The organism is Echinicola vietnamensis DSM 17526 (assembly GCF_000325705.1).
Classification (GTDB): domain Bacteria; phylum Bacteroidota; class Bacteroidia; order Cytophagales; family Cyclobacteriaceae; genus Echinicola; species Echinicola vietnamensis.
The window spans coordinates 3,334,312-3,348,819 of record NC_019904.1 but is presented as its reverse complement, the minus strand read 5'-3'; the positions used below and the strand labels follow the sequence as shown (position 1 = coordinate 3,348,819).

The following is a 14,508-nucleotide window of genomic DNA, read 5'->3' as shown; positions in this document are numbered from 1 at the left end:
GTTTCATTAAGATACAAAAAGAAAAACCCATCCGCTACGACAGATGGGTTGAAATATGTAAAATTGGTATAATCGGTCAGAAACTTTTCCCGAGAGATACCTTGAACACGCTATTTTTGGTGTCGACATCATTATAATTCATGTCCACAAATCCAAAATCATAACTCCCTTGGATATTAAACCCTAACGGCAAATTCAATCCCACTCCGACGATTCCACCAATATCAAACTTGGTCAATCCATCCAAAGATGAAACGTCTGTGCTTCCCTTATAGCTCCTCGCCAATAGCACAGAAGCCTGTGGTCCGGCGAATACGTTAAATAGGGGAAGGAAGCCTACCCGCACCAATACGGGAACATCCAAATAGTGTAGCCTTTCTTTCCCAGTAGTACCCATTTCATCCACCTTACAGCCCTTTCGGGTATATTGAAGCCCAGGCTCTACCGCTAACAACCCTAAATTGATCTTATGGTAAAATCCCGCGTGGAAACCGGAACTACCATCCGAACCAATTCCATTAATATCAGAATAATTCCACCCGGCCCTGATACCGGTCTGGCCATAAAGCTGGTGAAATCCTCCCATCATTACGATTACAAAAATGATCAAACGTGCTTTCATGAAAGTGTTGGTTTATATGCAAACTATCTATTAAAACTCGGCTCTGAAACACAAAATAAACGAGAACCTTTCTTTATAACGATAATAATCACCAAATGGAGGTAAATAATTCGCTAAATTTTACCAAAATCACTAAAGCCAAAGTACTCAATAGCAACTAACGTTCCTATTGGCTTTTCGATTATGCTAGCCAAAGACCTTATGGTAGCTGAATTCTATAGGAATGGCTTTGGGGATCCACCATATTTCTAGGGGCAGCTTCCTTAAAAGAATGGCATTTTATCTATGGACTGGATGAATTCAAGCTTTGTCAAGAAGTCCTCTTTATAGTTAAAGGCATGGGCATTGTAAACTTTTAAGTCATGTAAGCTACTGATAAAAGATTTGAACACGGATTTCCAATGCCTAAGCATCCTATCTGGGTTTATCAGCTTTCATCAGTGGCAAAGGTACATGTTTACCCATCGGAATAGGCTAGCCCATCTTTTCTGTTTGATCCACCTTTGATACAAAAAGTTTCTATATAAAAAAAGGATTTCCCATAGCTAGGAAATCCTTTTTTATGGTTAAAGGGATCGATTAGAAACTGTATCCTAACGACACCTTAAATCCTCTGTTGTAGACTTTTGCATCTGATTCTTTAAAGACCGGCGTCAGCCCAAGATCATAACTCCCCTGAACATTTAATCCCACAGGGAGATTATAGCCGACACCAAACACAAGTCCTGCATCCAGGTCATTGACATCATCCCTTTCCCATTCAAAGGAGCTGCCAAAAGCATCACCTTCAAATTTTGCGTTGGTCAAAATCGAGCCTTGAGGTCCTGCAAAAACATTAAAACCATCACTGGCATAAAATCTTAGCAATATTGGTACATCAATGTACTCCAAGATGGTCCTGGACTCGGTAAAGTTATCGGCTTCTGTACCTTTTTGGGAATAATAAACCCCTGGCTCAATCGCGAAATTATCGGTCACAAACATGTTACCGTAAATCCCCGCATGAAATCCAGCCCTGTTAGTGTAATCATTATTGGAGCCATCGTCTCCTCCCCAATTAAAGAAGTTGACCCCACCTCGGATACCAAAGTTACTGTTTTGCGCACTTGCTGGAGTTCTTCGCTGCGCATTGGCATCCCACACAAATAATGAAAACGCGATAAATGCAAAAATTACTTTTTTCATGTCATTGATATAGTTGGTTCACCCATTTATACACCAATTCTGTGCCAAAATATCATGAAAAAAGGTTGTTTAAGTTTAATCTTTTCACCGATCCGATCTAAAACAATTGGCTATCAATCAAATAACTCGTTTTTCGATATAGTAAGAATTTAAAATGGCCAATGCCCCCATGTATTTTAATTTAAAACGAATCAAATCACCCACTTTGTAGTTTTTTGGATTTTTACCTAAATCCAAAATGAGCATATCAGAGCTCGCCCCCAGCACCTCAAATTCATCTTTGTCATAAATTAAATACTTGGGATCCACGTCTAATAGGCCTATATCCAAAATCCCTCTAAAAGAAGACTGCCCATACAGTGATTCATCTATTTCCTTAATGTCTCCCTGTGGATTTGCGGCTAAGTTTCCTGTTGGTAGCAGGGGTTTCTCCTGCATCTCAATGATTTCTGTACACAGCTCAAACACTGCATCATTCATTCCTGGGATAGTGCTTTCATCAAACAAGTTAGCACCAAAATAAAGCGTCTCACCAACCCTAAAGTGGTTGACTCCTTTGGGAAGTTGATGATTGAGCATCAGGGGAATGGTCACCGAAGTACCCGCAGACACCAACGGAATTTCTTTATTGAATTTTAGCTCTATGATTTGCTTGTATAGGGACAGCTGCACGAGCTTATCCGTGGAAGGCATTACACCGTTCAGGCAGTTTAAGTTGGTCCCCAGTCCAATTACCTCCACATTGGGCAGCCTAAATATTTTGGCATAAAAGTCCACCAGATCTTCCCCCATCACGCCTTCACGCAGATCCCCCGTTTCCACCATGATGATGATTTGGTGTCTTTTGTCTTGCCTGACGGCTTCTTCACTTATCCACCTAATAGTCGTCAATTCGCTGTTTAAGCTTACATCTGCATAGGTCACCACATCTGCCAAGTTTCTTTTGGAAGGTGGCTTGATATATACCGTTTTAATATTGGAATTGATTTCCTTAACCTTAACAAGGTTACTGATCCTGGAATCATGGATTTCATCCACGCCAAGATCGATCAGTTCCTTGATGTAAATCTCATTTCCACAGAGCATTTTGGACACAGCACCCCAAGCCACTCCATGTTCTTTGAATTTTTCCTTTAGGAATTGATAGTTTTTTTGAAGGTTTCCTTTATGAAGATTTAAAAAAGCCATTCTATTTTTTCAACCTCATTTCCAAGTATTTGTTCGTGAAGCCTAATCTTTCGTATAATTTTTTCGCCGGGTTATCTGGTTCTACGTGCAAGGCTATATCACCTGTTGTCATATTTATGGCCGTCTCCATCAACTTTTTGCCCAGCCCTTTTCCGCGTTGATTGGCATTGACAGCAATATAAACTAGTATATTTTCCGGAATATAACCAGACATCCCTGTCTTATTTACCACTACGGCGCCCACAATTTGACCTTTTTCGCGGCCCATTACCACAAAACCTCCTTTGTCAACCGCCTGATCCAATGCATAATCAAGACAGTTCATAATATAGGCATGGGGATCTCCATACTCATCCAAGTGTTCAAAAAGGAAATCGGCTATTTCTTTTTTTTGCAAATAAGTGGCGTTATCTATCGTAGAAAGTGATTCTATCTTCATAATTGATCTCAATTGGTACAATGGGAATAATCATATTCAGGATAATCCTGTCCCACTAAATGATTTATGTTCACTAATTTTTCTTTGCTTAATTTTAAGTGAATTATCCAGCAGCAAAAACACTGCTAAAGATGCCAAAAGCCCAAACAAATTGGCATCGAGCCCTAAAGGCAATGCCAGCTCACTAAAAGCTAACCCTGCAGTTAACCCTCCACCAATGATCATGGAAGCAATGGCAGCCGTAGGGTTTCGCCTATTCCAAAACAAGCCTGCCAGGATCGGGACCAACAGCCCCGAAACCATAAAAGCATAAGAATACAGCATCAGCTCCAGAACATTCGTCATCTGCATTGCGATCAAAAGCGCTACCGTTCCAATCAACAGGGTAAACAATTGGCTATATCGGACGGACTTTTCTTCCGGCTGCTTGCTAAGCCATTTTCCAAACAGGTCAGTGGTCAGATTTCCAGATGCTGCCATCAAGCATGAATCTGCTGTGGAAAGGACTGCTGAGAAATACGCTGACATCATCAGGCCCATGATTCCAGCGGGTAGTACGTGGCTCAGCAGTATAGGCAATCCCATTTCGGGATCAAGGGATTCCGTTGCTTCTGCGATAAGGCCCTGCTCAAAGGCTACTTTCGCCAAAACACCCAGTGAAACGCCCATAAAGGCCATGATCGGCCACTCAAATATTCCTGCTATATACCAAGCCCTTTTGGCTGTTTTGACATCCTTACTGGCAAATATCCGCTGGTAAAGGGTCATACCCACAAACCAAATCGGTAAAATCGTGATGCCCCAATTGGCCAAATCCTGCCAGGTAAGATTGGTCAAGCTAAAGTATTCGGCAGGAAGTGTTTTACTGATTTCGGCCCAGCCCCCCACGTGAAAATAGGCGATAGGCAAGCCAATAAAGATAAACCCAAGAAGCAAAATGATCCATTGAATGGTGTCTGTATAAATCACTGCCTTCAATCCTCCCATTACCGTATACACCACCGCGATCACCCCCATGATCATCAAAGCCATGTCCAAATCAAGTCCCTTAAAGGTACCGGAAGCTAGTTTGGCCCCTGCCAACAACTGGGAGGAAGTAAATCCCAAATATCCTACAAAACAAATTAACCCCGCTACAATCCCCACTTGCCGGTTAAACAGGTATTGAAAAATCTGGGGAAAGGTATAGAATTTCGCAAAGGCAGGGTTGGATTTGACTTTTGGGATGAGGAAAACAGCCGCAAGCCAAGCCCCTAACAGGCCGGTAAAAAGCATCCAACTACCTGAGAGTCCCATAGCAAAGCCAAGGCCTCCCAAACCTATGCTAAATCCTCCTCCCACATCGGTGGCCACCACGGATAATCCGATGTGCCAAGCCCCCATATTTCGACCACCGACATAATAGTCATCATTTCCCTCATTCTTGCGCATAAAATATACACCCACTCCGAGCATGACAATCATGTAAATGACAAAAATCAGGAGGTCGACTAATTCCATTCAGTGATGCGTTATTTATAGTGGTGTTCGTTTTAAATAAACCGATTAACTAATATAATGTTTTATTTATTTTTTCCTATTTGGAAGCACCATTTTCCAAAAATATACTATTAAAGTAGCGATTTTACTCCGAAAAATCAAATACTACATTTGCTGTGATGGATAGATTTCGCTATCCTTTTTGGATCATGAAGAATAGATAGGGGCCAGCCAATTTCAATGACGATGCACATGCTTTACCACCTTTGGTTTCTATTTGGCCACTGATGACCGCTGAAAAAATCCGATTAGATACTTAAGGCGTTGCCAGTCTATTTCCATATCCTTTGTACGTGGCTCAAAATGCCTTCCTTATAGGGAATCTGCTTGTAAAAAAATCATTTGGTCCCTTTATAAATGGGCATAAAAAAAAGCCGGATAAACCGGCTTTTTTACATTAACTTGATCATCTATACGTTTTCGCTGCTGGCTGATGCAGAGAAATACTCCCTGTTCATCCGAGCGATATTCGTCAAACTAATGCCCTTCGGACATTCTGCAGAACAGGCTCCTGTATTGGTACAAGCGCCGAAACCTTCCGCATCCATCTGGGCTACCATTTTCTCAGCCCTTTCTTTACGCTCCACCTTACCTTGCGGCAACATGGCCAATTGCGAGATTTTTGCGGAGGTAAAGAGCATGGCAGAGGCATTTTTACAAGCCGCCACACAAGCCCCACAGCCGATACAGGTGGCTGCGTCAAAAGCTTCATCAGCTATTCTTTTCGGAATAGGAATTTCATTCGCATCGGGTACACCACCCGTGTTTACGGATACATACCCTCCTGCCTGGATAATGCGGTCAAAAGACCCACGATCCACTACCAAATCCTTTACCACAGGAAAAGCTGCTGCTCTCCAAGGTTCGATCACGATGGTATCTCCGTCTTTAAAGGAACGCATATGCAACTGGCATGTGGTCGTCTGCTGGGGACCGTGTGGCTTACCGTTAATGTAGAGTGAGCACATTCCGCAGATACCTTCCCTACAGTCATGGTCAAAGTGCACGGGATCCTCCCCTTTCTCAGAAAGCTCTTCGTTCAATACGTCCAGCATTTCCAAAAAAGACATGTCTTCAGAAATTCCCGTAAGTGTATAATTTTTAAAACCGCCCTTGTCAGAACTGTTTTGTTGTCTCCAAACTTTAAGTGTTAAGTTCATAAGAGTGATGAGTTTTTAGATTTTGAAATGGTTACTTGTAGCTACGCTGGGTCAACTTCACGTTTTCAAATTTGAGCTCTTCTTTGTTTAGCTCTTCCGCTACTCCTTCTCCCATGTGCTTCCAAGCAGCCACGTAAGCAAAGTTTTCGTCATCGCGAAGGGCTTCGCCCTCCTCTGTCTGATATTCTTCTCTGAAGTGACCACCACACGATTCATTTCGGTGCAGTGCATCCCTTACCATTAGCTCACCCAATTCCAAGAAATCCGCCACTCTATGGGCTTTTTCCAGGGAAAGGTTCAATTCTTCATTTGCGCCCAACACTTTCACATCGTTCCAAAACTCCTTTCTCAAGTCTTGGATCATGGAGATGGCTTTTTCCAACCCTTCAGCGGTTCTGGCCATTCCACAGTATTCCCACATGATTTTGCCAAGGCGCTTGTGGAAATCATCCACCGTCTTGGTTCCTTTTATGCTAAGCAGTTTTTGGATTTTATCCTTGACTTCCTTTTCAGCTTTTTTGAATTCCTCATGGTCTGTAGGTACTTTTTCATAAGCCATTCCCGCGAGGTAATCACCTACTGTGTAAGGAATCACGAAATAACCATCTGCCAAGCCCTGCATCAGTGCGGATGCCCCAAGTCTATTGGCCCCGTGATCAGAGAAATTGGCTTCTCCCAAAGCGTACAAACCAGGCACTGAAGTCATCAAGTGGTAATCCACCCAGAGTCCCCCCATGGTATAGTGAACTGCCGGATAAATTTTCATCGGCGTTTTATAAGGATTTTCACCCGTGATCTGCTGATACATATCAAACAGGTTCCCGTACTTGGCACTGATGAGGTCCTCTCCGTCACGGATGATGGCATCACGGAAGTCCAAGAATACCGCTTCACCCGTCTCATTTACGCCCCGGCCTTCATCACAGACGTATTTGGCATTTCTGGAAGCCACATCACGTGGCACAAGGTTACCGAAGGAAGGATACCTTCGCTCCAAATAATAATCCCTGTCTTCATCTTTGATATCTTTTGGCATGATTTCCTTCTTGCGAAGCTTTTCTGCCAATTCTTTCGTCTTCGGTACCCATACCCTTCCATCGTTTCGCAGTGACTCTGACATCAAGGTCAGCTTCGACTGGTGATCACCTGAAACCGGAATACATGTAGGGTGGATTTGCGTGTAACAAGGGTTTGCAAAATAAGCTCCCTTCTTGTGTGCCCTCCAAGCGGCGGTCACATTGGATCCCATCGCATTGGTGGAGAGGAAGAACACGTTTCCGTATCCTCCTGTACACAGCAATACGGCATGTGCACTGTGCGATTCGATGGCTCCTGTAATCAAGTTACGGGTAACGATTCCCCTGGCTTTGCCATCGATGGTCACCACGTCCATCATCTCAGTCCGCGGGTAAAGCTTCACTTTGCCATTGGCGACCTGACGGCTGAGTGCCGAATAAGCCCCAAGCAATAGCTGCTGTCCCGTTTGGCCCCGTGCATAGAATGTCCTGGACACCTGCGCCCCACCAAAGGAACGGTTGGCCAATAACCCTCCGTACTCACGGGCAAAAGGCACCCCTTGGGCGACACATTGGTCAATGATATTTACAGATACTTCTGCTAGTCTATATACGTTGGCTTCTCTGGAGCGGTAGTCTCCACCTTTGATGGTATCATAAAACAACCTGTACACCGAGTCACCATCATTCTGATAATTCTTGGCAGCATTGATCCCCCCTTGGGCAGCAATAGAGTGCGCTCTTCGGGGGCTGTCCTGAAAGCAAAAGGCTTTCACATTATAGCCTAACTCTGCCAAAGAAGCGGCAGCGGAGGCCCCAGCCAATCCGGTTCCCACCACGATCACTTCGTACTTTCTCTTGTTGGCCGGATTGACCAACTTCATGTTGAATTTATGTTTCGTCCACTTTTCAGCTAATGAACCTGCTGGTAATTTAGAATCAAGTATCATATTGGCTAGTTGTTAATTCAAAGTTGAGAAATAGATGTAAATCGGCATGGAAGCAAACAATGCCGGCACAATAATGGAAAATGCAGTTCCTATAAACTTGATCGCAGGCGTGTATTTTTTGTGATTAAGCCCTAAGGTCTGGAAAGCACTTGCAAATCCATGGTTCAGGTGAAAGCCCAAAAAGGCCATGGCCACCACGTACAAAGCGACAAGGCCAATATTTGAAAAAGCCCCGTAAACCACTGAATAGAGGTCTTTGTACTCACCGGATTCATAGTTTACCACTGGTATACCACCCCAATGCATCTCTGCCCAAAAGTTTTGGAGGTGGACAACAATAAAGATGAGAATAATGGTACCTAGAATCCCCATATTTCTGGAATTCCAAGTACTGTTTGTGCTGGCTTTGGATTCAGCATAGCCAATTGGCCTAGCTTTCTTATTTTTGGCGGATAGGATAATGGCGTAAACAACGTGCGCTATTATCGAGATATAAGTCAAGTAAGAAAGAATCTTCACAGCGGGGTTTGTGGTCATAAACTTGGCGTACTCATTAAACGCCTGACCGCCGTCGTCCTTAAACAACAACATGTTTCCTGAAACGTGGCCGATTAAAAACAGTATCAGGAATAATCCTGTCAGGGCCATTAGCAACTTTCGTCCCAAAGTGCTAGTAAAGGTTTTGGTTACCCAACTCATAAACTTTTTTCTTTATTTAATGTAGATGGTTTTATTTTTTTATCTGGTTAACAAAGTTAAATGCCGAAAGTTTAGCAAACAATCCACTTCATACGTAATAAGCTTATTTTAAAAGGTTCTAAATAACTCCAAAACGAGGATTTATGACACTTTTTTAAACTTTTTGCTCCCTAATGACTTAATTTTTGGGTTGTATTTAGATAAATAGGGACACTTCATTAACTTTAATCCGTATATAAATTTAAAATGAGTAAAAAATTACGTTAACTACGTATTTAAAATTTAAGTAAAATTACGTTAAAATTTTTAAGTAATACACTGTGAAAAACGGAAATCACAGCGTAATCGGTGTAAAAACTTATGAGATATATGAAATGTAAAGCTTTTCTCCTACTCTCCACCATCCTATTCCTCTTTGGATTCCATCAGGCCATGGCCACCCACATCCGGGCAGGAGAGATCATTGCAGAAAGAATATCCACCCAATCCCTCACTTATCGTATCACGGTAGTCGGTTATACGGATACACGGTCATCTGTAGTATTCGGTCCCGGAGAGATCCATTTTGGAGATGGAAGGGTAGTAGAAAATCTCAACACCGAAAGTGAATTCAGTACTGTCGAATCCTTGGGCAACCAAATAGAAAAGAACGTTTTTGTCATCACCCATACGTACCAAGGTCCCGGAGAATACACCATCCGGTTTCAGGAATTTAACCGAAATGACCTGACCCTGAACATGGACAATTCGGTCGACACGCCTTTCTATATCGAAACGATGATCACCATCGACCCATTTATAGGCGTCAACAATTCCCCAGTCCTTACCATCCCTCCTGTGGACAATGGCCAGATCAACACCCGTTATATCCACAATCCTGGAGCTTATGACCCGGATGGAGACAGCATTGCCTACCGCTTTGAAGATGTGGTTCCCCTACAGGATTTTCAGCGCCCCGTAAATAACTATCGAAGCCCTGCTTCCGGTGAATTCAGTTTTAACCGTGAAGATGGCTCCCCCAATCCATATATTTCCATGGATCCACTCACTGGAGACCTCATATGGGACGCCCCTGGAATTGCCGGACAATACAACGTCGCCTTTCATATTGAAGAATGGCGAAAGATAGATGGGGAGTATCGAAAAATCGGATATGTCGTCAGGGACATGCAGATCATCATTGAAAATTCGGACAACCAACGTCCACAACTCCAAATTCCAGATGACCTCTGCGTCGTAGCTGGTGAAAACATAGAAGCCATCATACAGGGAAGCGACCCTGATGGTGATGACATAAAAATTGAGGTTTTTGGTGATCCCATAGAGATCACCTCTTCTCCTGCCTCCTACAGTCCGGAAGAAACGTTCCAATCTTCTCCTGGTATCGTAAACTTCGATTGGCAAACCGTCTGTAACCACGTTCGATCCAGGGAATACCAGGTAAGGATCCGGATTACAGATGATCCTGAGTCTGGGCCGGCCCTGGTGGATATCCGTACCTGGAATATCCGGGTAGTGGGGCCACCTCCCGTCATCCAGTCGGTATCGCAAGGAGTCGGGCGATCCGCCAATATTACGTGGGATCCCTATTCCTGTACCAACAGCGCAGAATCCATGCAAATCTGGCGCAGTGTCAACAGTAACCCTTATACCCCCGACTCCTGTGAGACGGGCATCAGGGAAGGTTATGAGCTTATCGGCACCACCGATATGCAAACCTTCGAGTTCCTGGACAACAATGACGGCGAAGGACTGGCGCCTGGTAACACCTATTGTTACCGACTCGTCGCGACTTTTCCTCAGCCGCGAGGGGGCGAAAGTATCGTTTCTGAAGAATTCTGCTTGACCGTGGACGTGGACGTTCCCATCATTACCAATGTCAGCGTGGAAGAAACCAATGCAGAAAATGGAGAGATTTTCGTAAAATGGACACCTCCCTACGATATCGATACCCAGCAATTCCCCGGCCCTTATGAATACCAGCTGATCCGCTCGGAAGGGTTTAGCGGCACTGGCAATATGGAAACCGTGGTCACTACTAGCGACACCTTGTTCACCGACACAGGATTGAACACCGAAGGGTTGGTGTATAATTATCAAGTAGTGCTATTTGATGGCGGACAAGCCATTGATACTTCCAGCATGGCTTCTTCGGTATGGCTCCAACCTACCATCATCAATGAAGCCATCGAGCTCAACTGGGAGTTCAATGTTCCTTGGAACAACAGCATAGGCCAATACACCCATGAAGTTTATAGAAACAGGACTGATCCAGATGCCAGCGATGCCGATACCTTTACGCTGATCGCAGAGGTAGATGTTACCGCAAATGGATTTACCTTCTTGGATGACGGCAGTCATAATGGTATTCCCCTAAGCCGGGAAACCGAGTATTGCTATTATGTGGTCACGAAGGGAGCATATAATGTGGACATGCTGACGTATCCCCTCATAAACAATTCTCAAATTATATGTGCCCGTCCTGATGACAATAGGCTGCCCTGCCCTCCTGTCTTGACTTTCGATGGGCCGGTATGTGAGGAACTACTGGCCAATGAAGACTGCAACTTCAATGCTTTCTACCATGATTTGAGTTGGGAGCCTGATTTCTCAGGTGATTGCGATGATGAACTGGGAAGTTTCAACATCTACTTTTCTCCTACTGGTGACGAGGGGACTTTTGAATTGGTCAGCACCGAAAGCTCACTGAGCCGTGACGCGACCCTTTCAGATCTGGAAGATTATAAAGGCTGTTACTATATCACAGCCGTAGACCGTTCTGGAAATGAAAGTGAGCCCAGCAATATTGTTTGCGTGGATAATTGTCCCAATTATGAGCTTCCCAATGCCTTCACACCAAACGGCGATGGCACTAACGATACGTTTATGGCCTTTGACAATCCTTTCCCGAGGTGTCCAAGGTTTGTAGAAGCAGTCGAAATAAAAATCTATAACCGATGGGGCGGTCTGGTGTTTGAATATAACAGTGCCACATCAAACGAAAATGACATTTATATTCGTTGGGATGGTAGAGACCAAAATGGAAATGAGCTTCCGGCAGGCACTTACTTCTATTCGGCCACCGTCCTTTACGACACCAATGATGAAAGTGCTGGCCAAGAAGAATTAAAAGGCCATATACAGATCATCAAATGACAAAGCTAACCGATCGTTACGATATCGTTTTATTCGATGGAGTCTGCAACCTGTGCAATCAGGCGGTAGACTTCATCATCCAACGTGACCCCAAAAACCATTTCAAACTAGCATCCTTGCAAGACGACCTGAGCAAAAAACTGCTCAAAGGAAAAAACTTAGATGAGTCTTATTTGGATTCGATCGTGCTGCTCCAAAACGATCAGGTTTATTATAAGAGCAGGGCGGCCCTTGAAATTGCCAAGAAGCTAAATGGGCTGTGGCCGTTACTATATGTTTTTATCGTCATTCCGAGATTTCTTCGCGATCCACTTTATGACTGGATTGCCCGCAACCGTTACAAGTGGTTTGGCAAAAGGGAAACATGCCGCTTCCCTACCGAAGAGGACAAAATGAAGTTTTTAAGCAAAGAAGATCTTGAATCCACTTGATCGATCCATCCGCTCCCCCCTTTCATGTGACCTCAGCTGCTTCCACTTGTGATAAGTATGGTATCACACAAAAGGTACATTAGGCACAAAATCAGGAAAGATCACGCCATGGTTTTGGGGGATCAAGGCGGTGTTTACCGAAATGCTGAACTAGGCTTTCAGCCTGAAAGGAATGTGTTATGGCGGTTGCTCCCCAAGGCCTTGCCTTGGGCTAAGATGATCAAAGACTTTCAGCCTTCGGTTCCAGCATGGGGTTTGGGGATAAATATCTGCTAGAAGCCCCCTGTAGAGCTGAAAAAATCCAAGGTGATTGCCTCCAAAAAAGACCAGCAAAATCTTCATAACCTGCGTCATCTGCATGCTTTCAGCACCAACCAACCCCCTTCCCCAACGTTGTAGCTTGATCCGTAATTATCAATTTCTTGCGCCTAGGTTACAGCATCCACTTCGTGCCTTTGCGACTTTGTGGCCTTTTTAGTTATCCGTGGTGCTACCATGAAGCAAACTGCCAGTCTCCAAACTATTCCTATTGATCCCTAACTGTGTTTATGAGCGTTTATCCGTGGCCAAATAGAACCCAAGGTGGCAAAGAAGGATCAAGCCATATTTCTGGGGGACTAGGTTTTATCTTCATGGGAAATACAAATCCCCTACTCAGGAAACTTCCATGAATACAAGGGGTCCGGTAGGTAGCACACCCGATGCTTAGCCCATACAACATGGCCGGTTTTAGCCGCATTGCCCTCCCTATCCCCCATAAATTCTGGCTAAAACCCGTGCAGCACCCATGACGGAAACCATCGTTTAACGGTATGAAGTATTCTTTCATAAGAATATTTCAACATTCACCCCTTGGAAAAGTGGCTTGATCCGTTTTAGGAAGTACCTACATCATCGCTGTCAAAAAATATCTTTTCAAATGGCCCATAGCGGCCAATTGGCTACGATCTCTAAAACACTAAGCAGAAACGAAATTAAAGTAGCCTTCAGTCCTTGCCTTATTTTTTGGTATATTTGGCCTCACAAAATTACTTTACCTTGGCGTGCAACGGATTGCCGTCGTAAGCCAATGATTTAAAGCATGCACCATAAATAACGATAAGGATATGAAAGCTTATGTTTTTCCCGGTCAGGGAGCACAATTCCCAGGAATGGGCAAAGAACTTTACGAATCCAACGATGAAGCCAAAAAACTGTTTGACCAAGCCGATGAGATTTTAGGCTTTAAGATCAGCGAGATCATGTTTCACGGTACGGCCGAAGAGCTCAAGGAAACCAAGGTCACCCAACCAGCGGTATTTCTCCACTCCGTAATCCTGGCCAAGACCACCGCAGATTTCAAACCTGATATGGCGGCAGGACATTCTCTTGGAGAGCTCTCCGCCTTAGTGGCGACAGGAGCATTGTCATTTGAAGATGGCCTGAATCTGGTGTACCAAAGGGCCCTTGCCATGCAAGAAGCATGCGAAATCAACCCTTCCACGATGGCCGCTATCCTCGGTTTGGAAGATGATAAAGTGGAAGAAATCTGCGCCAGTGTAGCAGGAGAAGTAGTGGTAGCTGCCAACTACAATTGTCCTGGTCAGCTGGTCATTTCCGGCTCCAACGAAGGCATCAAGATTGCCTGCGAAAAAGCCAAAGAAGCCGGTGCCAAGCGGGCATTGCCACTTCCTGTGGGGGGAGCGTTCCACTCTCCTTTGATGGAACCTGCCAGGGAAAAGCTGGAAAAGGCCATTGCCTCCACGGCTTTCAACCAGCCCGTTTGCCCCATTTACCAAAACGTCAGTACCAAAGGCGAAACGGATATCACTACGATCAAACAAAACCTGATCGCCCAGCTTACCGCTCCCGTGAAGTGGACCCAGTCGGTACAAAACATGGTCGCCGACGGAGCAACGGATTTTGTAGAATGTGGTCCTGGCAAAGTCCTACAGGGCTTGGTCAAAAAAATTCACCGAGAAGCAGAAGTTTCTGGACTTTAAGAAATAAAAATCAGACTGCTTAGAGAGCGGTCTCTTTGCTGTCATTATGGTTCCTGATCGCAAATCAGGAACTCCTAACAAAGGGGATTTGCCATCCCCTTTGTTTATTATCTGGGCGATAGAAAATATCAACAAAACCAA

Annotated in this window: 11 protein-coding genes; 3 read left to right on the top strand and 8 right to left on the bottom strand. The window is 44.3% G+C overall.

The features are described 5' to 3' along the window. Nucleotides 1-76: 76 nt before the first annotated feature. From ECHVI_RS13665 to ECHVI_RS13630, 8 genes are all read right to left on the bottom strand, one after another. A complete protein-coding gene (locus tag ECHVI_RS13665) occupies nucleotides 77-622 on the bottom strand; it encodes a porin family protein (RefSeq protein ID WP_015266593.1) in 546 nt (181 codons plus the stop codon). Nucleotides 623-1,201: 579 nt separating this feature from the next. Then, complete coding sequence (locus tag ECHVI_RS13660) at nucleotides 1,202-1,807, bottom strand: porin family protein (protein WP_015266591.1); 606 nt, start codon at nucleotides 1,805-1,807, stop codon at nucleotides 1,202-1,204. A 117-nt stretch (nucleotides 1,808-1,924) separates the two neighbouring features. Then, nucleotides 1,925-2,995, bottom strand: coding sequence for an alanine racemase (locus tag ECHVI_RS13655; protein WP_015266590.1), 1,071 nt, complete (start codon nucleotides 2,993-2,995; stop codon nucleotides 1,925-1,927). A 1-nt stretch (nucleotide 2,996) separates the two neighbouring features. Continuing rightward, nucleotides 2,997-3,434, bottom strand: a complete 438-nt coding sequence (locus ECHVI_RS13650; RefSeq protein WP_015266589.1) for a GNAT family N-acetyltransferase — start codon at nucleotides 3,432-3,434, stop codon at nucleotides 2,997-2,999. Nucleotides 3,435-3,470: 36 nt separating this feature from the next. Beyond that, nucleotides 3,471-4,934: a sodium:solute symporter family protein gene (locus ECHVI_RS13645; RefSeq protein WP_015266588.1), complete on the bottom strand. Its 1,464-nt coding sequence runs from the start codon at nucleotides 4,932-4,934 to the stop codon at nucleotides 3,471-3,473. Between the two features lie 449 nt (nucleotides 4,935-5,383). Beyond that, the gene (locus ECHVI_RS13640) at nucleotides 5,384-6,133 is read right to left on the bottom strand and encodes a succinate dehydrogenase/fumarate reductase iron-sulfur subunit (RefSeq protein WP_015266587.1); all 750 of its coding nucleotides are present in this window, start codon (nucleotides 6,131-6,133) and stop codon (nucleotides 5,384-5,386) included. Nucleotides 6,134-6,164: 31 nt separating this feature from the next. Then, nucleotides 6,165-8,099 carry a fumarate reductase/succinate dehydrogenase flavoprotein subunit gene (locus ECHVI_RS13635; protein WP_015266586.1) on the bottom strand — a complete coding sequence of 645 codons (1,935 nt, stop codon included), beginning with the start codon at nucleotides 8,097-8,099 and terminating at the stop codon, nucleotides 6,165-6,167. Between the two features lie 12 nt (nucleotides 8,100-8,111). After that, a complete protein-coding gene (locus tag ECHVI_RS13630; protein WP_015266585.1) occupies nucleotides 8,112-8,798 on the bottom strand; it encodes a succinate dehydrogenase cytochrome b subunit in 687 nt (228 codons plus the stop codon). A 369-nt stretch (nucleotides 8,799-9,167) separates the two neighbouring features. On the opposite strand from ECHVI_RS13630, the gene ECHVI_RS13625 reads away from it, so the two are divergent. The 3 genes from ECHVI_RS13625 (at nucleotide 9,168) to fabD (ending at nucleotide 14,367) form a co-directional block, all read left to right on the top strand. After that, nucleotides 9,168-11,954 carry a T9SS C-terminal target domain-containing protein gene (locus ECHVI_RS13625; RefSeq protein ID WP_015266584.1) on the top strand — a complete coding sequence of 929 codons (2,787 nt, stop codon included), beginning with the start codon at nucleotides 9,168-9,170 and terminating at the stop codon, nucleotides 11,952-11,954. Continuing rightward, nucleotides 11,951-12,385 carry a thiol-disulfide oxidoreductase DCC family protein gene (locus tag ECHVI_RS13620; RefSeq protein WP_015266583.1) on the top strand — a complete coding sequence of 145 codons (435 nt, stop codon included), beginning with the start codon at nucleotides 11,951-11,953 and terminating at the stop codon, nucleotides 12,383-12,385. Before ECHVI_RS13625 ends, ECHVI_RS13620 begins: the two co-directional genes overlap by 4 nt. A 1,106-nt stretch (nucleotides 12,386-13,491) precedes the next feature. Next, complete coding sequence (gene fabD / locus ECHVI_RS13610) at nucleotides 13,492-14,367, top strand: ACP S-malonyltransferase (RefSeq protein WP_015266582.1); 876 nt, start codon at nucleotides 13,492-13,494, stop codon at nucleotides 14,365-14,367. Nucleotides 14,368-14,508 lie beyond the last annotated feature (141 nt).

Coding starts and splice junctions, on each gene's coding strand:
- ECHVI_RS13665 (WP_015266593.1), bottom strand. CDS start 622: ATGAAAGCACGTTTGATCATTTTTGTAATCGTAATGATGGGAGGATTT.
- ECHVI_RS13660 (WP_015266591.1), bottom strand. CDS start 1,807: ATGAAAAAAGTAATTTTTGCATTTATCGCGTTTTCATTATTTGTGTGG.
- ECHVI_RS13655 (WP_015266590.1), bottom strand. CDS start 2,995: ATGGCTTTTTTAAATCTTCATAAAGGAAACCTTCAAAAAAACTATCAA.
- ECHVI_RS13650 (WP_015266589.1), bottom strand. CDS start 3,434: ATGAAGATAGAATCACTTTCTACGATAGATAACGCCACTTATTTGCAA.
- ECHVI_RS13645 (WP_015266588.1), bottom strand. CDS start 4,934: ATGGAATTAGTCGACCTCCTGATTTTTGTCATTTACATGATTGTCATG.
- ECHVI_RS13640 (WP_015266587.1), bottom strand. CDS start 6,133: ATGAACTTAACACTTAAAGTTTGGAGACAACAAAACAGTTCTGACAAG.
- ECHVI_RS13635 (WP_015266586.1), bottom strand. CDS start 8,099: ATGATACTTGATTCTAAATTACCAGCAGGTTCATTAGCTGAAAAGTGG.
- ECHVI_RS13630 (WP_015266585.1), bottom strand. CDS start 8,798: ATGAGTTGGGTAACCAAAACCTTTACTAGCACTTTGGGACGAAAGTTG.
- ECHVI_RS13625 (WP_015266584.1), top strand. CDS start 9,168: ATGAAATGTAAAGCTTTTCTCCTACTCTCCACCATCCTATTCCTCTTT.
- ECHVI_RS13620 (WP_015266583.1), top strand. CDS start 11,951: ATGACAAAGCTAACCGATCGTTACGATATCGTTTTATTCGATGGAGTC.
- fabD (WP_015266582.1), top strand. CDS start 13,492: ATGAAAGCTTATGTTTTTCCCGGTCAGGGAGCACAATTCCCAGGAATG.